This is a genomic window from Fictibacillus sp. EA-CB0309 (assembly GCF_055814265.1).
This window is the reverse complement of record NZ_CP169271.1, coordinates 360,343-384,257: the sequence shown is the minus strand read 5'-3', so window position 1 is coordinate 384,257 and position 23,915 is coordinate 360,343. Positions and strand designations below refer to the sequence as shown.

The window sequence follows — 23,915 nt, the reverse complement described above, 5'->3', positions numbered from 1 at the left end:
CCATATGCACTTCTTTCTATCTAAACTTTTATAAAGGGATATCTTCACTTTTACAGAATACTCATACCGATAGCTTTACCTTTAGTAAACCACAAATACATAAGGTGTGTGAAATGGATGGACAAGTTTACATTGACAGAATGGCACAGAAAACAAGCTGTAGAAAATTTTAATAAAACATGGGACCTCATGGAAAAGAAAGACCGCACACATGAAGAAGACCTGGAAATGATCCACACCGCACATGCTTCCCGTTTCCATTGGGGTGTAGCTGGTGAGCCTCTAAACTTCGCTCGCGGAGAATGGCAGATTTCTAGAGTGTACTCACTTTTAAAGATGAGTGATTCTGCACTTCTACATGGAAATCAATCTCTAACTCTTTGCTTAGAAAACCAGATAGGCGATTTTGATCTAGCCTTCGCCTATGAAGCTGTTGCTCGCGGGTATCTAGTAAAAGGTGATGAGAGCAAGATGGAGGAATACTTCACGCTCGCGTTTGAAGCAGCTCAACTTATCACAAAAAAAGAAGATAAAGAATATTTCATTTCCGAGCTAAACTCCATTAAACTAGGAAGTAGAGCATAACGTACATAAGGAGGAATTCAATATGACAGACAAAATCGTGAACTATTTAAAAGAAAATCGTGACACGCATTTAAAAGAGTTAACCGACTGGCTTGCAGTCCCAAGTGTAAGTGCATTGCCTGAGCACAAAGAAGATGTTCGAAAAGGTGCAGAATGGATCGCAGATAACCTTACAAAAGCCGGCATGGATAACGTGGAAATCTATGAAACAGATGGACACCCTGTCGTTTATGGTGACTGGTTAAAAGCAGAAGGCAAACCGACAGTGCTTGTTTATGGGCATTATGACGTTCAGCCTGTTGACCCTGTTGAGCTTTGGGAGTCCCCTCCATACGAAGCTACTATTCGTGATAACAAGCTATACGCGCGCGGTGCATCCGACGATAAAGGCCAAACGTTCATGCACGTAAAAGTTTTACAAGCGATTCTAGAATCTGAAGGAACACTGCCTCTCAATTTCAAGTTCTGTATTGAAGGAGAAGAAGAGATCGGCAGTCCGAGTCTTCCGAAGTTCATTGAGGAGAACAAAGACTTACTTGCAGCAGACGTAATCGTTATTTCAGATACAGGCATGCTGGACCGCGGAAAACCAGCGATCTGCTACGGACTGCGCGGAATGTGTGCGATGCAGGTGGATGTAACCGGACCAAACAGTGACCTTCACTCTGGCCTTTATGGTGGAGCGGTTCAGAACCCGCTTCATGCCATCACAGAGCTTCTGCAATCGTTCCGTGACGAGAACGGCCGTATTTTAGTAGATGGCTTTTATGATAATGTTCAAGAATTAACGGAAGAAGAAAGAGAAGCATTCCGCGCTCTTCCTCTAACAGAAGATGCACTTAAACAACAGCTTGGTGTTACAGAACTTACAGGTGAAGAAGGCTATTCTCACATCGAACGAACATGGGCCCGTCCAACCTTAGAGTTAAACGGTGTATGGGGAGGCTTCCAAGGTGAAGGAATCAAGACCGTTATCCCTGCAAAAGCTCATGCGAAGATCAGCTGTCGACTCGTACCAAATCAGGAGCCAGATGAAATCATTGAAAAAGTAAAGGCGCACATTGAAAAACATAAACCTGCAGGCATTGATGTAAAGGTCACTCTTTTCGATAAAGGAGCTCCTTACGTAACACCGTTTGATCACCCTGCGATCCAAGCGGCTGCACGTTCCTATGAAAAAGTTTACGGCGTGCCGACTGCGTTCACTCGCGGCGGAGGATCCATTCCAATCGTTGCAACGTTTGACCAAATGCTAAACATTCCTGTCGTGTTGATGGGCTTCGGTCTCTCAACTGAAAACTTCCATGCGCCAAACGAACATTTCCACCTCGAAAACTTCGACAAAGGGATGGAAACACTCGCTGACTATTGGTTTGAACTAGAAAAATCAATCAAAAAAGAAGCATCCGCACTATAATTAAGAAGAAGCTGGCACAAAAGTGTCAGCTTTTCTCTTTTTGGAGATGTTTTTATAAGTGTGATTGAATACGTGGAAAGAAAATAGGCAGTGACTCCGCGTACCTGGGGCAATTCTGTGCGCAACGGAGGTTATCCCGCGCGCAACCCTAGCAAACCTGCGCGTAAAACAGACCTGTCCGCGTGAAACTGCTCCCTAACTGCGCGAACGAACATGAAAGGTATTCTTTCTGTATTCTTAAAGAATGATGCTGATTTTAGCTCCATTGCTAAGTTGATAGGAGTGGAAGGTGCGAGACTCCTGCGGGACAGGCGGGCAGGTGAGACACTTAAGAGTGAAACGTCCGAATGTGGCTCACCGTCTGCCCCGCGGAAAGCGAGCATCTGAAACGGAGATCAACTTCTTTCAAAACAACCTTTTTATACAGTTAACCATTTTTCCCCTCAGAGTTTCCCCTGAGACCTTTTCGTTTTCTTCGTCCAATGTGATATAATCAACCAATCACAACAAAGAAACGGAGAGTATAAAAAATGCTTTCATTTGAAGATAAAATTGCTTTAATTCAAGAAAATTTCCCAGAGCTCGACATGCATGAGGTTTCCTTAGGCCGCTTGAACTTCCACTTTGAAGAAAGTGTACAAGACAAGAAAATTGTCGTGTATCACCTTCACCCGAACGGAAACGGCTTTGTCTATGGCGGACACCTTCCGCAAAGCGTAAAAAACGAAAAGGGCTATGTAAATATTCGTGACTATGAAAAAGACGAATTGATTGCCCTGATTCAAGAATCCATGGAGTTCCTTTCTAAAAAACACGGCTGGCAGCAGCCTAAGAAAGATCGTACAGACGAGGACGAGCGTAAAGAAGAACACTGGTACAGCTACGGTCACGAAAAAATTCGTCTTGTTGGTGAAGACGGCATGTGGTTCATCTTTGATGAAGATGACGCACTAGAAGCAGCATTCGAAACCTATGCAGAAGCAGAAGGTTATTTAAAAGAAGCAGGATTTAAAAGAGAAAATAAATAGAGGTGACAAAGATGGCTGAGGAGAAAAAGAAGTTAAGCTTTCAAGAAATCGCTAAACAACGCTTAGCTGAAAAGAAAGCACAGCAATCAGGCGGTAAATTCAGTAAAGGCCCTGTAAAAGTGGCAAACCAGCTTAAAAATCAACAAACAAAAAAAGCGAACAATCAAGCACGGAGAACAGGCGTTTAAATGCATCGCAAGCGTTCTAACATCACCCCTGGACTCCCTGTGAACGTGATCTTAAAAGCCGATCAGCGTTCTGGCAAGAAAACAAAAGGTATCGTAAAAGATATCTTAACGAACTCACCAACTCATCCGCATGGTATTAAGGTACGTTTAGAAGATGGTCAAGTTGGCCGAGTAATCGACATTCTGAATTAACAACACAAAACGGTCTCCCGCTTGGGACCGTTTTTCTTTTTATTCATATGAAATAAGATACAACAGTTGTTCGTATACTAGGTGGTAGATTTTTCTCTAAAGGAGATCGGCTTATGAACCAAGATCATTTAAAGAAACGAATTGATGTAAGCACAAAAAGAATCCCTGCAGATGTGGTAGTGAAGAATGGAAAAATGATTGATGTGTTTAACCTTGAAATCTTGGAAGCTGACATCGCTATTGTAGATGGCTATTTTGCAGGAATTGGTGAATACGAAGGTCTAGAAACAATCGATGCAGCTGGTAAATATATATCTCCAGCCTTTATAGACGGCCATGTGCATATCGAGTCCTCTATGGTGACACCTGCTGAGTTCAGCAAAGTACTTCTCTCACATGGAGTAACAACAGTCATCACAGACCCGCACGAGATCGGAAACGTATCAGGAGCTGAAGGCATCTCGTTCATGTTGAATCAGTCAGAGGGGCTTCCCTGGACGTTCGTGTGATGCTTCCGTCTTCTGTTCCGGCAACACCATTTGAAAATGCAGGTGCCGTATTGAAAGCAGCAGATCTTGAACCGTTCTACAAACACCCGCGTGTACTTGGTCTTGCAGAAGTAATGGACTTTCCAGCCGTTTTTAATGGTGATCGAGATATGCTTAGTAAAATTGTTTCGGCAGCAAACCACAACGGTATGATTGATGGGCATGCTGCTGGCCTGGACGCTTACGGAATAAATGTGTATCGTTCATCCCTTATCACGACAGATCATGAATGCACGACAGCCGAAGAAGCACTGGATCGTATTCGCCGGGGCATGTACGTACTAATTCGTGAAGGATCTGTTGCCAAAGATCTGAAAGCTCTAATAAAAGCTGTAACGCCAAACAACGCACGACGTTTTTTATTTTGTACAGACGATAAGCACCTAGATGACCTCGTTGCTGAAGGAAGCGTTGATCACAACGTAAGGCTTGCGATCAAAGAAGGAATCTCACCTCTTCAAGCCATTCAACTAGCCACTCTTAATGCAGCTGAATGTTACGGTCTGCGTGAAAAAGGTGCCATCTCACCAGGATATAAAGCAGACTTTCTTTTGCTGGATGATTTAGATACGGTATCTATTTCTGAAGTTTTTGTTGGAGGAAAATCAGTTGCTAAGGACGGAGGGTGTGCTAATACAGAAAAACCTACAGCCGCTTTAATGCAATCGGTGAAACTTCCTGAGATAGAATCTGAAAAACTCGCTATCTCCATTAATGACGGAGATTCCATTCACGTCATCGAAGTCATTCCAAACCAACTTGTAACAAAAAAGAAGGTGTTTTCCGCAAAAGCAGAAAACGGCCGCTTTACACCTTCCATCTCTGACGATTTATTAAAAATGGCTGTTATCGAACGCCACAAACAAACTGGAAATATCGGTCTTGGCGTTGTTAAGGGACTATTAATTAAAAGTGGTGCGATCGCATCGACAGTAGCCCATGATTCTCATAACCTCGTTGTTACAGGCACGAATGATGAAGATATGCTTATCGCTATAGATGCGATCCAAAAGATGCAGGGCGGCTATGTAATCGTTAAAGACGGAAAAGTCCTCGCATCAGTTCCCCTGCCAATCTCGGGATTAATGTCAGATCAACCATTTACAAAAGTGAATGAGGAGATTATCAACTTAAAAGCTAAGCTAAAAGAGATTGGTTTTAGCGGTGATTTTGATCCGTTTTTAACTTTATCTTTCTTAACCCTGCCCGTTATTCCGGAGATTAAGCTGACAGATTTAGGACTTTTCGACTTTAAAACGTTTCAGCATATCTCTGTAAAAGCCGAGTAAAGAAAGACTGACACCAACGCTGTTATCTAAAAAGGTTGCTACTTTTATCTCGTTTGCTTTACTCTCTTCAATGAGAAGTTGATTGGAGTGTAAGGATGCGAGACTCCTGCGGGACGAGCGGTCAGGTGAGACCCTTAGGGCGCAAAGCGGCAAGGGGCTCACCGGTCGCCCCGCGGAAAGCGAGCAGCCTGGAACGGAAATCAACCACTTTCAAGAGCAATAATGATTAAACCAACGAATGGTTAAAGGCATAGATGACAGCCTGTGTTCGATCTTGTACATCCAATTTGCTCAAGATATTGCTCACGTGTACTTTCACTGTTTTTAAAGCAATAAACAGTTCATCTGCGATCTCTTGGTTCGTCTTCCCTTTTGTCATTAATAATAAAATTTCCATTTCGCGCGCAGTCAGCTCTTCATGTGGCTCGCGCGTTTGTTTTTGTCTCATCTTGCTCATCATCTTCCCCGTTACTTCGGGTTCAAGAACGGACTTGCCATGGAATGTGTCCCGAACGGCTTGTGCGATATCGCTTGCTTTCGATGTTTTTAACATATAACTTGAAGCCCCTGCCTCTAATGCAGGATACACTTTTCATCATCAAGAAAACTTGTAACCACGATGATTTTCGCTTCCGGCCAAGCACTTGTAATCTCGCGTGTCGCTTCGATACCGTCCATTTCGTCCATCACAAGGTCCATCAAGATGATGTCTGGTTTAAGCGCTAGTGCCTTCTCTACCGCTACTCTTCCGTTTTCCGCTTCCGCTGTCACTTCAATATCAGGTTGTGCAGAAAGATAAGCGGAAACGCCGATACGCACCATTTCGTGATCATCCACTAATAACACTTTGATCATACTTTTTCCTCTCCCGCTGATAAAATTGGAACTTTTACTTCAAGTCGTGTTCCTTCACCTGGCAGACTCACAATCTTAAGCGTACCGCCGATTTCAGCCGCACGTTCATGCATATTCTGCAGTCCGTATGAACCTGTTTTTTCCTGATCCAACTTAAAACCGACCCCATCATCTTCAATGCGAAGAATAATAAGATCGTCACGCTGCACAAGCAATATTTGAGCTTTGTTTGCCTGTGCATGTCTAAGAATATTGGACACGGATTCTTGTAAAATACGAAACAGATGATCCTCTACCCCTTTATCAAGAGGAATCGTTTCAATTCTCCACTTAAGCTCGATTGGTACTTTTTGCAGCAGCTCTTGTAAAAGTTCTTCCATCCCTTTTTGCAGCGACTTGCCATTCAAGGCTGCAGGACGGAGATGCAATAGAAGTGCTCTCATTTCAAGCTGTGTCTGATGAATCGTTTCTTCAACAAGCTTTAGCTGTTTGGATTCACGTGTGTCTTCTTCTGAACGCGTTTCATTGACAGCAGACATGATCATACTGGCTGCAAACAGCTGCTGAGATACAGAATCATGAAGCTCTCTCGCTAAACGATTTCTTTCTTGGGAAATAATTTCTTGAATTCGCTTTTCTTGATCGACGGCTTTCTCAGTCGCCATCTTTTGTGACTGGCGAATCTTCTCGCCTAATTGCTTCTGAATGCCTTCCATTCGTTTTGTGATCGCCCTTAACTCAAGACTTGAAACTTCTTTCATGTTTACTTGTCTGCCGTCCTCGATCGATGTTAGCGTACGATTGATGAGATTAAGCTGTTTACGAGACGTAATCCCTGAATTCAAACCAAAGAAAGCTCCCATTATAAAAACAAGAAATGGCAGCACGAACACCATTGGAATATCAAGCAATCGCTTCTCTAATAAAAAGTTCCAGTCATCGATCGGAAAGAAATAGTATACGATTGCCCCCAAAACGATGGATACAGAAAAAGCTGACACAATACCGGAAAACATGTGGCGCAAAACGGTACTCATACCCGCTTCACCTCCAAACTTCCAGCAAATAAACTAGTAACGATCTTCACTTTTTTCTCAGCTTCACCATAACCTTTTGTTCTAAAGAACAGCGTTTGATTAAACATTTTAGGCTCTGGCTGATCAAAGATTTCTGTATTTCCTACAAACACAGAATGACTGACAGCCGTTTCCACCTCGTAAGGGATCTGTATCGTTATATTACCGATAAAACCGCGGATCATTATGACCGCTTCCCCTTTTGGGAGAATCGTCTGACTCAAATCAATAATAGAATCTCCAGGACCACATTGAATATTAATGTCATTCCATTCATACACATGCTCTGGGGTTTGTTGAGTGCCAAGGATCATATTTTTCAAAAGCGGCTCTTTCTTATATATATCTTCATGCTGTGAGAAAGCAGACTGTTCCTTAACGTGCGGAGTGATAACAACCGGATTTTGTTTGGATTGATAAAATTCATAGATCACATAAATAACGATAGCGACTAAAAGCAACTTAAATGTGTACATGCTTAAAATATTCATGACAGTTATAAATACACCGAGCCAGAACATAATTTTACCCGAACGTCTCGGCAATCGTTTACGTCCAAAAAACATGAGTGCAGCACCTAATAAAAGAGCGAATAATATCCCCTCTCCATTAAGAGTGGCTTCTAACAACACGAATACACAGGCGATTAAAAGCCCCCAACTGATCAAATCACTTTTTTCATGTTCAGCATCTGCACTCACTCACTTTCTGTCATAAACGACGTAAAAGGCGCAGTACTTTGCGCCCGTTGTCTTTTTTATCGTATCATATCCTGTATTAAACGGTAGTATGTGACTCTTCTTTTTTCCACTCTTTTTCTAATTTAGCGAGCTTTGCTTCCATCGAACTCGCATGATAATCTGCGTTTACTTTTTGTTCAAGACGATCCATATAGCTTTCAAGCTCATCAAAGCGGAACGTTGATTTTTTCATGGAGCTTGATGGGTCGATAACGCGGTCCATCTTCTGATGCGCTCGTGCTACATTTTCACGTCCCATCAATTCCATACGCTTAATCTGCATATCTTTAAGCTTATGTTTCATGAGCTCATACTTTTGTTCTAGCTCTGATAGGTCTTTTTCTGCCTGCAGTGTGGATTCCTTCAACTTTGCTGCGCGTGTTTCATGCTGCTCTTTTTCTTGAATCGCGAACTGATAAAGCTCTGATTCATTAGCTTGCTGTGCCAAATCAGCTTGATGAGCACGTTTAGCTGCTTTCGACTCTGCTTCTTGAGTTTCTAGAACAAATTGGTCTCTTAGAAGCTGCTGTCGTTCAACTAGCTTTCTTGCCTTATTCACTTCTAGCTCACATTGTCTTAAATATTGATTCAAAAGAGAAAGGGGGTTCTTTTCTTCTTTTGATCTAAAAGTTCATGAACATCCGCTGAGATCGAGTTTTTAATGCGTTCAAATAAATTCATAGTTATTCGCTCCTTTAATATGTTTATCGTTTTTTTAGCTGTTTTTAAGTTTTGACCATTCTCTTTCAAAGTTGGTGAACGGATCGTTATCGACGTTGTCTTCCACTGAAGCGGATTGATTCCATTTTTTATACACGACGTATAATACGTAAATCGCAACCGCTCCTAGGATGGCTGGTAAGTTTGCTACCGATACACAAAGACCTACAACCGATAGTGCGCCCCACCAGAACTTCTTTCCTCCTGTTTCGGCTGCCGTCGCTTTCTTAAATGCGTAATACATGACAGCAAGACCAATCGCAAGACCGACCATCGGACCTACGTTAGCAATCAGCACGATCGCTGCAATTCCTCCAACTACAAGTAAGCCTAATTTTTTCATATTGGCTTCCTCCTTTCGTATCTTTAGCTTACCTCCCTGTGCATTTTCTCAAAACTGGCCGAGGCTGTATTTTGAAGTAAGACTTAAGGCTTAGGGGTCTGACCCCACACAATTACAAACAACCCCATTTTGTATAAATGGGGTGAACACTTCTATTAAATTTGTCGAAAATCGGATAAATAAATTTATACACGGAATTATTGACCTTATACGTGGATATATTTCGCATTACCTCGTAATTAAAATGGATTACCTTGTAATTAATTTTATGTGTTTTCTTGTAATAAACATCTTCCTGAATATGTACATACCACATATACAAATTAGGCGCACTTTCATATCTCTATCAAAAAAGTGGAAGACTCCAAGAATTATTAAACTCTTGAGCCTTCCACTGCCTAATTCTTTATTCTTTTTTGGCCTTCTTTAGTCACTGCACTTTTTCGAGTCATCGACTTGATGTGTTCTGGTTTTCTGAACCTGAGAGCCGACCAATCTTCATCAATAGCTACCTGCCTAACTGGCTCGAATCCTTCGTCCGATAATAATGCAGCAACCGATTCTCGCGAGCAATCAGATCCTTTATACGTTTTTGAGCTCTTTTTCGGGTAACATAGCCAAAGGAGACCATCATGATCTACCTTCTCAGCTCCCAATTTCGCATCTTTTTGCAGCTGCTCATTTGTTGTAACAAACACCTGAACAAATGGATACGATTCTTCTTTTGGTTCATGATGAACATCTGTTTCAAAGGAATCCACCACTTCTTTATATTCAGAAGGTTGATTCATAATCAGTACAGGACGATCTAGCGCTTTTACATTTAGTTTTTTGATGATTGGATGCATGTTAATCCTCTTTCTTATACATTTTGTAAGTCACCGCTTACTAGGAAATAATCCGGCTCGAAGGAACCCGCTATCAGCTTGTTCTTCACAACTTCAGGGTACAGCACATACTCGTTCAAATCTTGTAGAGGAACCCATTTGAAGACGAGTCTTTCTGCTTCTAATACCGTAAATTCTTCACCATTATGAAACGGCAATGGGTTATCTGCTGTTAGTTTAAAGTATAAACCAACCTCATGAATTTCTTTCTCTGCATAAGTAAAAAAGTTCTCAACGGTCCATAGAAAACGCTCCACCGTTACTTGTAAATTTAATTCTTCTTTCATTTCACGCTGTAAACTTGTTTTCGCATCTTCGCTAAGTTTCACCCTGCCACCTGGCAATGACCAATTTGTTTCTTTTTTGGATCGATGTAACAAAACACGATTCTCTTCAATCATTACGGCTGCCACACGGTAATTAAAAACTTGATGTTCCACATGAAACACTGCGTCCATTTTACCCGTCCCCCTTATATTTTCTCCTTATTTTACCACTACGAGCATTTTCAGTGAAAGCCGTTCCATTTACCGTTAAACTAATAAAAAATACGTAAAATAAGGAGCTTGAAAAAATGTCAGTTTATGATTTTTCAGTTGAAACCATCAAAGGTGAAAAAACTAGTCTGGATCCTTACAAAGGAAATGTGCTTTTAATCGTTAATACAGCAAGCAAATGCGGTTTTACCCCTCAATACAAAGGTCTTCAATCCATTTATGAAACTCATAAAGAGCAGGGATTATCTGTACTTGGCTTTCCATGTAATCAATTCGGAGCACAAGAGCCTGGTTCGAGCGACGAAATCATAGAGTTCTGTGAATTGAATTATGGCGTTAACTTTCCGATGTTTGCAAAAGTAGACGTAAATGGAGATGAAGCACATCCTCTATTTAAATACCTAGCTGCTGAAGCACCAGGAATTCTAGGCTCTAAAGCAATCAAGTGGAACTTCACCAAATTTTTAGTAGACCGAGACGGAAAAGTCGTTAAACGATTTGCGCCAACAGACAAGCCGGAAACGATTGAAAAACATATACAAGAGCTGCTATAACATACAAAAAGCTGTTCAGAGGGACGTTCCCTTTGAACAGCTTTTCTTTTAAAACAATAGATGTGCCATTCCCACTACGATCGGAAGTGAGATGAAAGTACGCAAGAAGAAGATGATCACTAATTCTCTAAAGTTAACAGGAATCTTAGAAGCTAAAAGCAATCCGCCCACTTCAGACATATAGATCAATTGTATTACTGACATTGCTGCGATTACGAATCGAGTCAGCTCACTTTCAATACCCGCTCCAATGATGGAAGGAAGGAACATGTCCGCAAATCCGATTACGATCGTCTGTGCTGCATCTGATGCATATGGAACTTGTAACAACTCTAAAATCGGTACAAAAGGTGCCCCAAGATAAGTAAAGAACGGTGTGAACTCTGCCACCATCAATGCAGAAGTTCCAATCGCCATAACGATTGGCACAACACCCATCCACATATCAAGTACGTTTTGGATACCTTCTTTCACTAAAAGTCCTGGTTTTTTGTTTTGATCAGCGCGGTCAACTGCCTTTTTAAGACCGAATCTGAAAGGTGTCTCTCCCTCAGGAATCACTTCATCCGCCACGTTTTCTTTTGCACCCTCATAATACGTATCCGCTTTTCTAGATAACGGCGGAATTCGTGGAATAATGATCGCACATACTAGCCCAGCAAGTACTACTGTTAAATAATAAGGAACAATCATATGAGCCAAATCTACTTGAGCAAGAACAACAATCGCAAAAGTAATAGATACGACAGAGAACGTTGTACCGATTACAGCCGCTTCACGCTTCGTATAATAGCCTTCTTCGTACTGTTTGTTCGTTAAAAGAACACCAATCGTACCATCACCAAGCCAAGAAGCTAGACAGTCAATCGATGAACGTCCTGGCAATTTGAACACAGGACGCATCACTTTAACAAGTAAAGCTCCACAAAGTTCTAATAACCCAAAATTAAATAATAGCGGTAAAAATAATCCTGCAAACAAAAACACGGAGAATAATACCGGAATTAGATCATAAAGTAGAAGCTGTCCTGTGTTTTCGGACCACACCGCTTTTGGACCAAGCTTGAACAGTGTCATCACAGCAAAAATAAGTCCTAATACACGAATTAATTGCCAAACGATATTTACATTGAACAATGTATTTAAAAACGGTTGGCTCACAATTTTTTTGGTTTAAAGAAATATGTTAGTAGAGATCCTACAACCGTAATCGCTATAATAGCCGTCATGATTTTCGGAATAAACTCCCCTATTCCCTCTTGTAAAATCCCCGCTAAAATTGCTACAGGAATTGTAATTTCCCCGTTATATGAGATAGGAATCATAAATAAGAATATCCCAATTAATGACGGAACTATGAATTTAATTAAACTGGAAAAACTAGTTTGTTTCGTCTGGTAATCCACTTGTTGCTTCGGTAATCCCATGATGTTATGCCTCTCTTTCATTAATGTAAAGCGCTTTCATATACTTTTCATTACCAAGTATATGACCTTTCTACAATTTTCGCAATATTGTAAAGAATGCTAGTTTTTTATAAAAACCTAGTGATTTCTTCCTTTTTTATTAAAGTTCTAAACCCTTCTTTAGTTCGCTAAGCTCCTCATCCCTTAAGTACCGCCACTTCCCGACTTCTAATGCATGAAGATGTATATTCATAATGCGTATACGTTCTAATTTCCCCACTTCATACCCTAGTGTTTTGCACATTCGTCTGATTTGCCGGTTTAACCCTTGGGTAAGCGTAATTCGGAAAACATATTTGCTGACAAACTCGGTTTTAGCGGGTTTTGTCACCGTGTTTAGTATGTGGACACCTTGAGCCATTTTTTGAAGAAACAACTCTGTTACAGGCTGATCTACTGTAACTTCATATTCTTTCTCATGGCCATAATCAGCTTGAGAAATTCGGTTTGCAAGCTCTCCGTCATTGGTTAAAAGAATTAATCCCTGAGAAGCTTTATCTAGGCGTCCTACAGCAAAGACACGCTCCGGAAGATCGACTAGTTCTAGAATGTTCCCTTCAATTTCGGGATTAGATGTACTAGTGATTCCAACAGGTTTGTTAAAAGCCAGATAAGTAGCTGAAGACTTATGAGGAATCGGCTGTCCATCAATTAGAACGCTGTCTCCCTCATTTACAGAAGTATCCTTATGGCAGATCTCACCGTTTATTGTAATACGACCACTCTCAAGAAGCCGTTTCGTCTGTCGTCTTGAACAATAACCCGTTAAACTGATATATTTATGAATTCGCATCCTTATCCTCACTTTAAAGTTGTGGTTATGCACAACAGTTTATAATTATAACTCCAAATGAATATAATTTCGATAGTTTTTATAAATATCCAATATTTTTCACTTACTATCACTATACTATCATTTTCAAAATATTGATTTTCAGAAAATTAGTAAATCACTTTTCAATTAACATTGAGTACTTGTAGAATGAAAATGGAAAGGGAGGTCATTCGTAATGGAGATAAGAAGACTGTCAGAAACAGAGTACGAAAAATCACTGCAACTTTCACAATATGCTTTTCAATACGTAGTAAAAGAAGAAGATCTGCCGAAACGTTATGAAATGATGAAGAAACATGAGATTTGGGGAGAGTTTGAAAATGAAGATTTACTCTCTAAACTCCATATTCTCTCTTTAGAAATTAGTATTGATAACAAGCGCTTTCCTATGGGAGGAATCGCAGGAGTTGCTACTTGGCCAGAGCATAGACGTAAAGGATCTGTAACGCGCCTCTTACAACAAGCACTTCTGTCGATGAAAGAAAAGGGACAGACCATCAGCTTGCTGCACCCGTTCAACATTCAATTTTATCGCCGCTTCGGCTGGGAGTTAACGGCTTCCGTTAATAAGTATACACTCGAAAAAAGTGACCTAATCCGTTATGAAGACGTTGCTGGAACGGTTTCTAGATTAACAAATGAGGATGGAAACAACTTATTAAATGCTGTTTATGAAGAGTGGTTTCACACATACAATCATCTATTAGTTCGATCGGATGACTGGTGGAATAACCATGTGTTCACAGAAGGTTACAACCGAATTATCTATAGGGATGAAAATGGAGTTCCAAAAGGTTATTTGTGCTGCAAGGCAGCAGATAAGTTATTGGATGTTCAGGAATTTGTATATGTAACCGAAGATGCTCGCCGTGCATTATGGAATTTTATCTGCCAGCATGACTCTATGGTCGATAAGGTAAAAATCATCGCACCGTCTAATGATCAACTTCCTTTTCTGATCAATAATCCGCGAATTCATCAAGAGCACTATCCATACTTCATGGCACGCATTGTAGATGTTGAAGAATTCTTAAGAAAATATCCTTTTAAACAAGTGGATCACGCGCTTTCACTATCCATTACAGATGAAAAAGCGGAGTGGAACAACGGTGCTTTTTCGATAGGGAAAAATGGTATTTCAAGAGCTGCCTCAAGCAATGAAGCCACACTTTCTATGGATATCCAAACATTGACCGCTGCACTATTTGGCTCACATAAGCCGTCATTTTTATACCAATACGGAAAAATGAAAGGGAAACAAGAAGACATCATTCAGTTTGAGAGAATGATAACAGAAAAGCCTGCAGCATTCCTTGATTTCTTTTAAATGACTAAGCCTTGTCCTGAAAATGGATGAGGCTTTATTTTTATTTCGTCATGTTTTAGGGAATTATGATAGGGAAAAGTAAGGTATCAGTTTATTGTGGCTGACCTTTATTTAAATCGATATATAGGAGGTATTCCATTCATGGGCGATAAACAGAAGCAATCAGAAAAAGTGGCAGAAAAAAACTACGAGCCGAATAAGAAAAATAAATCTGAAACAGACAAGGATTTAGAGACTGTTCACGAGCAGGTCAATGATACGTTTACTCAAGGAACACTAGATGAAAAAGAAAAGCAGAAAGATAAAAAAGAGAATAAGTAAAACACATGACCTGCTTTTTAACGGAGCAGGTTATTTTTTATGTTCCAAAATATGTGTTTGTCCCCTTCCATCAATCTATACCAGCACGACTAAAGATTCATACACTAAAGTAATACTCACCAGGAAGGGGTGTGAGGATGGATAAACACAAAAGCCAGCCTTCAATCACGATCCTTGGCAGTGGTGGTGGTGTTGCTAAAGCAATATTATCAATCTTTAATCAAGCTGTTCGAGATATAAATGATCCTTTACATGAAATTTTAAAAAATTCCACTCTTCATTTAATAGATATGAATCAAAAGACTCTCCAATATTACCAAGACCTGTTCCCAAACCTTATACATCAAATGTCACTGTATCAACAAGATTTAAATAACTTACAAGCCTTTCGAGATCATCTAAAAAGCACAGCTGCTACAATGGTTATTGATGTTTCTTGGGCAGATACCATTGAGATGTTAACATGCTGTAATGAATATGGTGTCGCGTATGTAAATTCAGCATTAGAAAACACCGCCGTTGATGAAGATGAAACATTGTATGGTTTCCCATTAGCGGAGCGATTTAACCGTTTTGAGAAGAAGAAAGATTCATTTTTAAATACGAAGGCGATTATAGGGTCAGGTATGAATCCGGGTGTTGTGCAATGGATGGCACATGAATTGATTCAAAAGAATGCAGATAAAAAGCCCATCGGGTGCTATATCGTAGAGCATGACACATCATTTTTTTCTAACGAAAACCTTATTAAAAAAGAAGCCATCTATACCTCATGGTCTGTTGAGTGCTTTCTTGATGAAGCCATACTAAGCTATCCCATGTATGTCTCCCACCATTTGCCGCTATATATGTATGAAGATGTATATAAAAAAGAATACAAAGTCAGATTAGGGCAGAAAACGTTTCAAGGCTGTATAATGCCACATGAAGAGGTCCTTTCACTTGGAAAACTATATGATTTAGAGTTCAGTTTTATTTATAGAGTCAATGAACATACCACAAACCTAATCCGCGAGAACCTATTTCAAGTCGATGAACTATGGAATTGGGAACATCAACTCATCGATCCTGCGGTTGGACAAGTTGTTGGCGAAGACCTTGTCGGTGTACTTCTTGTTTTTGATGATCATGAAGAATTTATCTATAACGTGATGAAAACGGAAGAGATCTATCCTCTATACAAAACAAATGCCACATACTTTCAGGTAGCTTGCGGACTTTATGGAGGTATATCCACTCTTCTATTAGATTCCATACCAAAAGGCGCTCATTATGTAGATGAACTTCTGCTTCAAACAAACAGTAAGTACGGGACATACCTGTCTTATCACATGAAGGATTTTGTTAGGGGTAAGAACAACACTTCTGACGGGTTGATTCATCAAAGGATACAAAAATTTTAAATTAGTAAAAAGCCTCCCAATTCATTTTGGGAGGCTTGTTCTTATTATGAAGTTCTAAACGAGTCTGGGAATTGCTTCATAATTCCGTTTGTAATTTCGTCCGCAAACATCATCATGTGGTTTTTCCCTTTATCAAAAATCACAATCTCACCCGCATAGTCTTTCTTAAGTCTTGCAGCCACTTCATCTGCTACGAACTTCAAATGAACATAAAGCATATCTTTTACTTCTTTCTCAGACCAGTTTGGATTTGCTTTACTCATAAATTTAGCAATATCATCCGCGTTACGATACCATTCCTTATTCAATTTCCCTGCATTTACACTATCGCCCTTTTTGATCGCATCTACTAACTGCCCAGCGATCACAATATGTTCCGTCAATAGTTTACCTAACTGGTTACCGGCTGCATCACCGTAATAAGGTTTGATGGAATTCCCGATGTCAGTCTGGTTTTGCAGCAGTCGCTTTAAAACCGCATCCTGATCTTCTGCTCCTGAAAGAGCACTGACAATATAGCTTCTTGTCCAATACACGTGATCTTTCCACAGTCTTCTTTGTTCTGAATACAAATCAATCGCATTTTGGCTATAGCACTGACCTGACACCCTCTGTTTTGTTTTAGCATCAGCATGGGTCGCTGAAACAATCGGGATCGCTAAAGCAAGTATCATGATTAAACTCATTAATTTCCTGTACATATGATCTCTCCTTTTATGTTGAATTCATATGTAGTTTGTATCGTTCCTCCTATTTCATTCTCTTTTCGTTTACTTTGTATCTTTTGAAAGTGGTTGATCTCCGTTTCAGGCGCTTCGCTTTACGGCGGGCGTGCGGTGAGCCTTGGTGGGTGGTGGATATCAAGGAAGCATATGTGCTCCTGCGTCTACAAGTAAATCCTAACGAAGCCGGCTTCCTCGTCACATGCCTTACTAGACGTTTTTCAGGTAGTAGGCACGCTGCTCCCCAGGACTCTCACGCCTTACACTCCAATCAACTTGTCACTGAAGACAAAATACAAAAAGCACACAGGACTTACTAATATTTTACAAAAAAAAGAACAGTGAACATGCATCCACTGTTCTAAAATATTTATAATTGACGATCCCAATGACGATGTACCGATATAGCTTCTGTAAAGCTTGGTACGAACTCTTCTTTTCCTTCACCACTTACCACACCAGGGTTACCTGCCAGTTCAGATTCTTTTAACCACTGCAGTCCCTCATGAGTGCCTCCAATAGGCTTGTAATGGGAATAGGCTTCGTTTACGAAATGTAATGCCTCTTTCTTAAACATAGCATTATCACTGCTTCCACCTACTACATAGATCGCATCAAATATGACAGACGAAGCGGTTAAGAATGTATGCATGATCTGAAGCTCAGATCCATTATCTGCAGTTCTTTTCCCTAACTTGTCACTGATACACTCTGCTTGAATACCATTACTGTTTAAAGCCTGTAGAATGTCTGCAACCTCACCACTGACAGTTGAACCGATAATGACACCTACTTTTCTTGTTTTTGGACTTTGTTTCGTATTGAGCTGGCTGAGCGCAGGAGATGCTTTTGTTACAGCAGAATCTTCCCCTTCAGGCGGAACAGCATCAATCGCTTCCGCAAACGCTGTGGCAAGCTCCAGACTTACGTTAGCAAACATGTCTACCACTTGCTGCTGTACGGATTTACTTTTCACTTTACCAAGCTCAAAACTAAAAGCATTTTTCAAATGCTGTTTTTCCGGATCGCTCATACTGTTCCAAAACAGTGTCGCTTGAGAGAAGTGATCTTTAAAACTCTCACTTCTGCTTTGAATTTTTCTGCCTTCCACTTTTTCCTGATAATGTACATAGCCACCTTCCTCTTCAGGAGTAGGTGACGGCGTATTCGCTGCAAGAGAATTCTTATGATAACTTACTTGGCCTCTATTAATCGTATGTCGCGCAATACCATCTCGCTGATTATTATGGAACGGACAGACAGGACGATTGATTGGTAGTTCGTGAAAGTTCGGTCCTCCAAGGCGTGATAACTGAGTATCCGTATATGAAAATAATCGTCCTTGCAAAAGCGGATCATTCGAAAAATCGATTCCCGGTACAACATGACCAGGGTGAAACGCCACTTGCTCCGTCTCAGCAAACACATTATCCACATTTCTATTCAGCGTCATCTTGCCGACAATTTTTACAGGTACATCTTCTTCTGGCCACAATTTAGTCGGGTCCAATATATCGAAATCAAAGTTGAATTCATCTTCTTCAGCAATGATTTGAAGGCCTAATTCGTATTCCGGGTAATCTCCATTTTCAATCGATTCCCACAGATCTCTGCGATGGAAATCTGGATCTTTACCAGATATTTTTTGTGCTTCATCCCAAACAAGTGAATGAGTTCCGAGTATAGGTTTCCAATGGAACTTCACGAAATGAGCCTTTCCCTCTTCATTCACAAGTCTGAATGTATGAACGCCAAACCCTTCCATCATACGAAAACTGCGTGGAATCGCACGGTCAGACATCGCCCACATGACCATATGAGCGGATTCTTGGTTATTTGCAACAAAGTCCCAAAACGTATCGTGAGCACTTGCTGCTTGCGGCATTTCGTTGTGAGGCTCTGGTTTTAATGCATGAACAAGGTCAGGAAACTTAATGGCGTCTTGAATAAAAAAGACCGGAATGTTGTTACCTACGAGATCGTAATTTCCTTCTTCTGTGTAAAATTTCGTTGCAAAGCCGCGAGCATCACGCACAGTTTCAGCCGATCCACGTGAACCAGCTACCGTTGAAAAGCGAACAAAAACCGGCGTTTTTTTTGAAGTATTCCCTAGGAAATCAGCTTTCGTATACTCACTTAACGATTCGTATAATTCAAACTCGCCATGTGCTGCGAATCCGCGAGCATGCACAATACGCTCAGGAATTCGTTCATGGTCAAAGTGAGTCATTTTTTCCCGAAAATGAAAATCTTCCATAAGCGTTGGTCCGCGTTCTCCCGCTTTTAACGAAAATTCATCTTCCGCTACTTTTACCCCTTGGTTTGTCGTTAACTTCTTGCCTTTGTCATCTACACGAAATTGTTCGAGCTGCTCATCCTTGCTGTTGCCATTCACTTTATTCTGATCGCTCATTCAACTGTTCCTCTCTATATGTATTTAAACATCATATAGAGACCCTTCCCTCCAGCGGATGGAAGCAAACTGTTTTTTAATAAAAGGCTTTTTTGGTACCCCATATACCCCCTTTGTTACCACAAAAAAACGCAGCTGATTAACAGCTGCGCCTCATGTTATTTATTCATATGTGCAAGAAAATCACCTAACAGATCTTCCATTTCCTGCTCGGGGCTTTGAGATTCTTCTTTTTCTACATCTTCATCCCGCTTCGCACTGTCCCAATCGAATTGACTTAAATCATCATCGTCAAAATCATTTGTTGAGCTAGCAGGCTCAGCAGGAATGTCATGATAGCGGTCTAAAGAAGCCTCATCATTTGTTTGTTCTTCCTGCAGATAAAGAGCTTGATCAATATCAGTTGAATTGCTGTTTAAAGCCGCCAGTAGTGATGCCGTTCGTACAGGATTAGAAATTAACTGATACATAATGTTGCCTAATAAAGCCTCAGAATGTTCATGCTTTAGCCAATCTCGCTGCATCTTACTAAGATTTTTCGGGAGCGGAATCGTAATCGTTTCTCTGTCCTTTTGAATGCTTTGACCAACACCTTGCAGGACAAACTCAGAGATTCTGCTCGAAAAATTGCGTCTCTCCGTCTCTTTCAGCTTTTGAAGCTGCTTTAAGACGTGATCCGGGGTGTCAGAGGGAATGCGAAAAGCGATCGTTTTCCCTCTCGTTATTTCATTGGATGCTTTTTTGTCCATTTCATCACCCTACTTATACTTAAGCTTTAACGGCTTTTTTGTCTTTATCCTCGCTCTTTTTCTCTTTTGGCGCTGTTCTTCTAAGGTGATCAGAGATTAGCTTGTAATACGCATTTGCCATCATCCAAATGCTTTCCTTTTCGTCTTCAAAGAAGTCGATGTTATAGCCATCTAGATTGTTGTTTAACGTTTTAATGTAATCTTTTAGAACCGCAGAACCTCCGCCGACAAAATAGCAGATTTCCGTTTGAGAATTCTTCTGCCAAACGTTACGAAGCAGACGGTATTGCTTTTTCGCCAAATCTACTAAAATACGGTCTGTAATATCATGTACGCTAGTACGGCTGCCGCGAACCATAATGTGGTTGCGATTCGTCTTTTTCGTAATGATATCAACAACATCACGACGGCTGTCGAGTTCTACACCATGCTTTGAGCGAATTTCTTCTCTAATTTGCTCTAGCGCTTCAGAAACACCTAGGTTAAATCCTTGTGCTTTATCATCATCAACATTTCTGTTCTTAATAACAGCGATATCTGTAGAAAGACCGCCAATATCTTGAATAAGGATCGGCTTGTCGATTAGATCTTTATTAATAATGTTCAAATCATTATCCATCACAAGGTTAATGAACGCTGCAAAACCTTCCGGATACACCTTTACTTCTTCAAATTTCAAGTTCACTTTAATTCCTTGGTACTTAGGTGTTACAAGGAATTCTACTTGGTGAACAGATCCTAATAGTTTAGAACGGTATCCAGCATCTTTCCCTTCTTTCACTTCACGAAGAGGCAAACCAGTACCCAAGATGTAGCTCGTATCGATCACATTATTGTTTTTAGTAAACGCCTTTGCGTTATCTTCTTTTACTGCGTCTAATGCTAGAGCAGCAAAAAGCATGATCAATGTTTGATCTTCTTCAGATTTGCTGCTTCCTGGATCTAATTCAGTAGAGTTGTCGCTTTTAGCAGCAAGCTGTCCAACGCGATAAATCACATTATTTTCTTTTAGGGCAGGGAGTGTACTCTAATATGTATGCCTTCTAACGGATCTTTGCTGTCTAACTCCTCAATCCCAATTACAGGACGATCTTCAATGTCTCTAGCAATTACGTTAGGGATGTTTAATTCATGATCTAATGTACCGAAAATTCCTTTTAATGAATCGTTACCTACATCAACAGCAGCAATTCTAGAATTACTCATGTGCGTACATCCTTTCTATTTTCCATCTTTATTTTGTTGCTATATTAATAGATTAGAGGGTTATCTAAAATTAAACAATGCCTATTTTTTCTTTTAACAAATTTGTAAACACGCAAACATTTTCTGTAAACTTGCAAACATTGTTGTAAACATTAATCGATAATGCTCACAACCCCTTGCACAGCAACATGCAAACGTGTTTGTAAACTTGTAAACATTTAAGCAAACAATTGCAAACATCATTGTAAACATGTAAACTTTTTTGTTTGCATCACGATCCGCCTTTTCGAAATCCCCTTCCCTACCAGTTATTCATTCTCCTGATTACATAATTTGAGATAGGGAAACCATTAATTATAGTTAATCTATATTAAAAGAGGTGATCATTACTTTGCTACAATTAGATAAAAAACATAATCCCATGTCCAATAAAGAACTAATTGAAAAGTTACAGCGTGAACATTCCACATCACAACCAGTCGATTTACTCACATCAGAGAACCTATTTAAGAATTCGAGTAAAAAGTGGTTACAACAAAAGGGTTATAATTTTGAATGGATAAGGTATTTAACGAAAAGTTTTTTAATTAAAAGAGTGCCTTATAACAATATACAAACAACAGATTGGGAACTTGATGAAAAAGGAAATGCCTTTCCAAGATGGATATCCACTTTAGATCAGCAATACGAAGATTTATATGAACAAATAAAAGAGGAAGTAAACGTAATAGATTATGGCGCAGTCGGCGACGGTGTAACAGATAATACAGAAGCATTTCGAAAAGCTATAGGAAAAGGGAAAGTAATCGTGCGTATTCCAGAGGGAATATACGTGACGAAAGGCATTAAATTACCTTCATGGACGATCCTTTTAGGGGAAGGAAAGGGCAAATCCACACTAAAACTACATGATCAATCCCCAAAAGCGGAGTGGCTTGTCACAAACAAGAATCACCTTAAAGGGAATCGAAATATTGCTGTAAAAGGAATGAGTTTAGACTGGAACATTGAAAGATTAGGGGATGAAGAAAAAACGAGTGCAGGTAACAATCGATCGAGCTGTGTAACTTTTGCTAATGTTACATATGGCTGGATGATGGACCTAGAGGCCATTAACCCAGGACTGCATTGCTTTGATGTATCCTCTACCGTTTACACCTATTTAGGGGATGGGACGCGTTCAAGAGGAGGCAGCAAGTACATTTGGTTAGATAATCTTAACGGATATGGATTCGGAGATGATGGGATTACAACTCACCACAGTGAATATATCTTTATCTCCAATTCCCATATGTGTGATCCTAGCGGAAGGTCTCATAAGAAAGGCTTTTCCAACTCGAATGGAATTGAAATTGACGACGGGTCACATAATGTGTGGCTTTTAAACAACTCTACCACCCGTTGTTTTGGCGGGGTAGAAATTAAAGCTCATCACAATGCCTCTGCAGCAACCAATGTGCACATTTTTGGACATATTTCGGTCAATGACAACCGATCCTACAATTTTCGTCATATTGGCCATCATAAGGACATAGATCCCCAATCAAAAACAGCACAGCATATTTCCGCTACAAATATCTGTAGCATCGCTCCTATCTATACCGAGCTATACAAAGATTCAACACCACGAGGCCTTGTCGTATCAGGATATAATCATGTAGTCATAAACGGATTAACGCTCATCGGTGACCCCTCCTATGACTATAAGCAAAACCCGGTAATCGCCATCCAATACCGAGCCCGCAATGTCATTCTCAATCAGATTTTCATTAAGCATTTTAAATCGACAGGACCCGCTGTAAAAGCGTACGGCGGACCGCATCGGGCTGATGATATCACGCTTACTAACATTACGTGTGATCATACGATTTCAAAAGCAATTGATGTAGGACGCGATATTGTAAATTCTATAGTCGACCGTGTTGTTATCCTGCCTGCAGAAAAAGAGACATCTAACACTTGAGTAGATGTCTCTTCCTTTTCTATAAAATTTTCTCTAACTGAATGTCTAAAGGCTCTCTTTTTAATAGATCAACGTTAATTTCAACAGCGCGTTTACATCCTACTGCTTCGTAAAAGGCTTGTGTTTCAATAGATGGATGTGCAGCGATGTATAATTTCTCTGCACCTAACCGTTTGGACCCCCTACAGCATATCTCGAACAGCTTTTTTCCAATCCCTAACCCTCTTACCTCACTAGAAACATGAATGTACGGAAGCTCAACATACTGATGTTTTGAGCCAAAACGCTCGCTCTCTACACTTGCAAAACCAACTAATTCTGTTTCATTATAGGCACCTGCTACAACTCCACCGTTTGCAACGCATAACCTTAACTCCTCGATCACTAACTTCTTCTTTTCATCTGACCAGTCATCTATAAAATAGTCATCCTTCGTTTTGAATTCATCTTCTTCTAGATACCAAACATTTTTCGTTTCCTGATACCGTTGAAAGCTGTCTAGAAGGTCATCCGCTATATCAGTGAGCTTTAACACTTTATAAGAGATTTTACTTTCCATGTCTCTCCCCCGCTCAAGTTTCTTCTCTTTCA

23 protein-coding genes and 4 pseudogenes are annotated in these 23,915 nt (G+C 40.3%); 13 read left to right on the top strand and 14 right to left on the bottom strand.

Annotated elements, in window-relative coordinates; genetic code table 11:
• Nucleotides 1-117: 117 nt before the first annotated feature.
• The 8 genes and pseudogenes from ACEWFH_RS02290 (at nucleotide 118) to ACEWFH_RS02255 (ending at nucleotide 5,477) form a co-directional block, all read left to right on the top strand.
• A complete protein-coding gene (locus tag ACEWFH_RS02290) occupies nucleotides 118-585 on the top strand; it encodes a hypothetical protein (protein WP_473725942.1) in 468 nt (155 codons plus the stop codon).
• A 22-nt stretch (nucleotides 586-607) separates the two neighbouring features.
• A complete protein-coding gene (locus ACEWFH_RS02285; protein ID WP_473725941.1) occupies nucleotides 608-2,002 on the top strand; it encodes a dipeptidase in 1,395 nt (464 codons plus the stop codon).
• Nucleotides 2,003-2,291: 289 nt separating this feature from the next.
• Entirely contained in the window at nucleotides 2,292-2,495 is a 204-nt protein-coding gene (locus ACEWFH_RS02280) for a hypothetical protein (RefSeq protein ID WP_473725940.1), read from the top strand.
• A gap of 37 nt (nucleotides 2,496-2,532) precedes the next feature.
• Nucleotides 2,533-3,030, top strand: coding sequence for a hypothetical protein (locus ACEWFH_RS02275; RefSeq protein WP_473725939.1), 498 nt, complete (start codon nucleotides 2,533-2,535; stop codon nucleotides 3,028-3,030).
• Between the two features lie 11 nt (nucleotides 3,031-3,041).
• Entirely contained in the window at nucleotides 3,042-3,218 is a 177-nt protein-coding gene (locus ACEWFH_RS02270; RefSeq protein ID WP_197468195.1) for a hypothetical protein, read from the top strand.
• Nucleotides 3,219-3,410 (top strand): YwbE family protein, encoded by a 192-nt coding sequence (locus ACEWFH_RS02265; RefSeq protein ID WP_066244407.1) that lies wholly within the window; start codon nucleotides 3,219-3,221, stop codon nucleotides 3,408-3,410.
• A 113-nt stretch (nucleotides 3,411-3,523) separates the two neighbouring features.
• A pseudogene (ade, locus tag ACEWFH_RS02260) lies at nucleotides 3,524-5,247 on the top strand (adenine deaminase).
• A 95-nt stretch (nucleotides 5,248-5,342) separates the two neighbouring features.
• Nucleotides 5,343-5,477: a hypothetical protein gene (locus ACEWFH_RS02255; protein WP_473725938.1), complete on the top strand. Its 135-nt coding sequence runs from the start codon at nucleotides 5,343-5,345 to the stop codon at nucleotides 5,475-5,477.
• Here the strand turns inward: ACEWFH_RS02255 and ACEWFH_RS02250 are convergent.
• The 7 genes and pseudogenes from ACEWFH_RS02250 to ACEWFH_RS02220 all read right to left on the bottom strand — a co-directional run bounded on the left by ACEWFH_RS02250 (nucleotide 5,474) and on the right by ACEWFH_RS02220 (nucleotide 10,326).
• A pseudogene (locus tag ACEWFH_RS02250) lies at nucleotides 5,474-6,102 on the bottom strand (response regulator transcription factor). The gene ACEWFH_RS02255 and the pseudogene ACEWFH_RS02250 overlap by 4 nt on opposite strands.
• Nucleotides 6,099-7,139 carry a sensor histidine kinase gene (locus ACEWFH_RS02245; RefSeq protein ID WP_473725937.1) on the bottom strand — a complete coding sequence of 347 codons (1,041 nt, stop codon included), beginning with the start codon at nucleotides 7,137-7,139 and terminating at the stop codon, nucleotides 6,099-6,101. Before ACEWFH_RS02245 ends, ACEWFH_RS02250 begins: the two are co-directional and overlap by 4 nt.
• Nucleotides 7,136-7,879: a cell wall-active antibiotics response protein LiaF gene (gene liaF, locus ACEWFH_RS02240; RefSeq protein WP_473725936.1), complete on the bottom strand. Its 744-nt coding sequence runs from the start codon at nucleotides 7,877-7,879 to the stop codon at nucleotides 7,136-7,138. The genes ACEWFH_RS02245 and liaF overlap by 4 nt, the downstream gene beginning before the upstream one ends.
• A 76-nt stretch (nucleotides 7,880-7,955) precedes the next feature.
• A complete protein-coding gene (locus tag ACEWFH_RS02235; RefSeq protein ID WP_473725935.1) occupies nucleotides 7,956-8,477 on the bottom strand; it encodes a PspA/IM30 family protein in 522 nt (173 codons plus the stop codon).
• Between the two features lie 156 nt (nucleotides 8,478-8,633).
• Nucleotides 8,634-8,981, bottom strand: coding sequence for a lmo0954 family membrane protein (locus ACEWFH_RS02230; protein ID WP_473725934.1), 348 nt, complete (start codon nucleotides 8,979-8,981; stop codon nucleotides 8,634-8,636).
• Between the two features lie 398 nt (nucleotides 8,982-9,379).
• Nucleotides 9,380-9,829 carry a DUF3052 domain-containing protein gene (locus ACEWFH_RS02225; protein ID WP_473725933.1) on the bottom strand — a complete coding sequence of 150 codons (450 nt, stop codon included), beginning with the start codon at nucleotides 9,827-9,829 and terminating at the stop codon, nucleotides 9,380-9,382.
• A gap of 14 nt (nucleotides 9,830-9,843) precedes the next feature.
• Nucleotides 9,844-10,326, bottom strand: a complete 483-nt coding sequence (locus ACEWFH_RS02220) for an NUDIX hydrolase (protein WP_473725932.1) — start codon at nucleotides 10,324-10,326, stop codon at nucleotides 9,844-9,846.
• Nucleotides 10,327-10,442: 116 nt separating this feature from the next.
• Here ACEWFH_RS02220 and ACEWFH_RS02215 point away from each other — a divergent pair, with 116 nt between their 5' ends.
• A complete protein-coding gene (locus ACEWFH_RS02215; RefSeq protein ID WP_473725931.1) occupies nucleotides 10,443-10,919 on the top strand; it encodes a glutathione peroxidase in 477 nt (158 codons plus the stop codon).
• Between the two features lie 48 nt (nucleotides 10,920-10,967).
• Here ACEWFH_RS02215 and ACEWFH_RS02210 read toward each other — a convergent pair.
• Nucleotides 10,968-12,346: pseudogene (locus tag ACEWFH_RS02210) on the bottom strand (YjiH family protein).
• Between the two features lie 139 nt (nucleotides 12,347-12,485).
• Complete coding sequence (locus ACEWFH_RS02205) at nucleotides 12,486-13,178, bottom strand: pseudouridine synthase (RefSeq protein ID WP_473725930.1); 693 nt, start codon at nucleotides 13,176-13,178, stop codon at nucleotides 12,486-12,488.
• A gap of 217 nt (nucleotides 13,179-13,395) precedes the next feature.
• Between ACEWFH_RS02205 and ACEWFH_RS02200 the strand changes: the two genes are divergently transcribed.
• The 3 genes from ACEWFH_RS02200 (at nucleotide 13,396) to ACEWFH_RS02190 (ending at nucleotide 16,271) form a co-directional block, all read left to right on the top strand.
• Entirely contained in the window at nucleotides 13,396-14,547 is a 1,152-nt protein-coding gene (locus tag ACEWFH_RS02200; protein ID WP_473725929.1) for a GNAT family N-acetyltransferase, read from the top strand.
• 141 nt (nucleotides 14,548-14,688) lie between these two features.
• Nucleotides 14,689-14,868: a DUF4025 domain-containing protein gene (locus ACEWFH_RS02195; protein WP_473725928.1), complete on the top strand. Its 180-nt coding sequence runs from the start codon at nucleotides 14,689-14,691 to the stop codon at nucleotides 14,866-14,868.
• A 137-nt stretch (nucleotides 14,869-15,005) separates the two neighbouring features.
• On the top strand, nucleotides 15,006-16,271 hold the full coding sequence (locus tag ACEWFH_RS02190) for an S-adenosylmethionine decarboxylase related protein (protein WP_473725927.1): 1,266 nt from the start codon (nucleotides 15,006-15,008) through the stop codon (nucleotides 16,269-16,271).
• A 44-nt stretch (nucleotides 16,272-16,315) separates the two neighbouring features.
• Here ACEWFH_RS02190 and ACEWFH_RS02185 read toward each other — a convergent pair whose 3' ends face one another.
• The 4 genes and pseudogenes from ACEWFH_RS02185 to ACEWFH_RS02170 all read right to left on the bottom strand — a co-directional run bounded on the left by ACEWFH_RS02185 (nucleotide 16,316) and on the right by ACEWFH_RS02170 (nucleotide 21,361).
• A complete protein-coding gene (locus ACEWFH_RS02185; RefSeq protein ID WP_473725926.1) occupies nucleotides 16,316-16,972 on the bottom strand; it encodes a glycosyltransferase in 657 nt (218 codons plus the stop codon).
• Between the two features lie 391 nt (nucleotides 16,973-17,363).
• On the bottom strand, nucleotides 17,364-19,406 hold the full coding sequence (locus ACEWFH_RS02180; protein ID WP_473725925.1) for a catalase: 2,043 nt from the start codon (nucleotides 19,404-19,406) through the stop codon (nucleotides 17,364-17,366).
• Between the two features lie 158 nt (nucleotides 19,407-19,564).
• Nucleotides 19,565-20,155: a hypothetical protein gene (locus ACEWFH_RS02175; RefSeq protein WP_473725924.1), complete on the bottom strand. Its 591-nt coding sequence runs from the start codon at nucleotides 20,153-20,155 to the stop codon at nucleotides 19,565-19,567.
• A 19-nt stretch (nucleotides 20,156-20,174) separates the two neighbouring features.
• Nucleotides 20,175-21,361, bottom strand: a pseudogene (locus tag ACEWFH_RS02170) (Alp7A family actin-like protein).
• 391 nt (nucleotides 21,362-21,752) lie between these two features.
• On the opposite strand from ACEWFH_RS02170, the gene ACEWFH_RS02165 reads away from it, so the two are divergent.
• Nucleotides 21,753-23,324 carry a glycosyl hydrolase family 28-related protein gene (locus ACEWFH_RS02165; RefSeq protein WP_473725923.1) on the top strand — a complete coding sequence of 524 codons (1,572 nt, stop codon included), beginning with the start codon at nucleotides 21,753-21,755 and terminating at the stop codon, nucleotides 23,322-23,324.
• A gap of 19 nt (nucleotides 23,325-23,343) precedes the next feature.
• On the opposite strand, the gene ACEWFH_RS02160 is transcribed toward ACEWFH_RS02165, so the two are convergent.
• On the bottom strand, nucleotides 23,344-23,883 hold the full coding sequence (locus ACEWFH_RS02160) for a GNAT family N-acetyltransferase (protein ID WP_473725922.1): 540 nt from the start codon (nucleotides 23,881-23,883) through the stop codon (nucleotides 23,344-23,346).
• Nucleotides 23,884-23,915 lie beyond the last annotated feature (32 nt).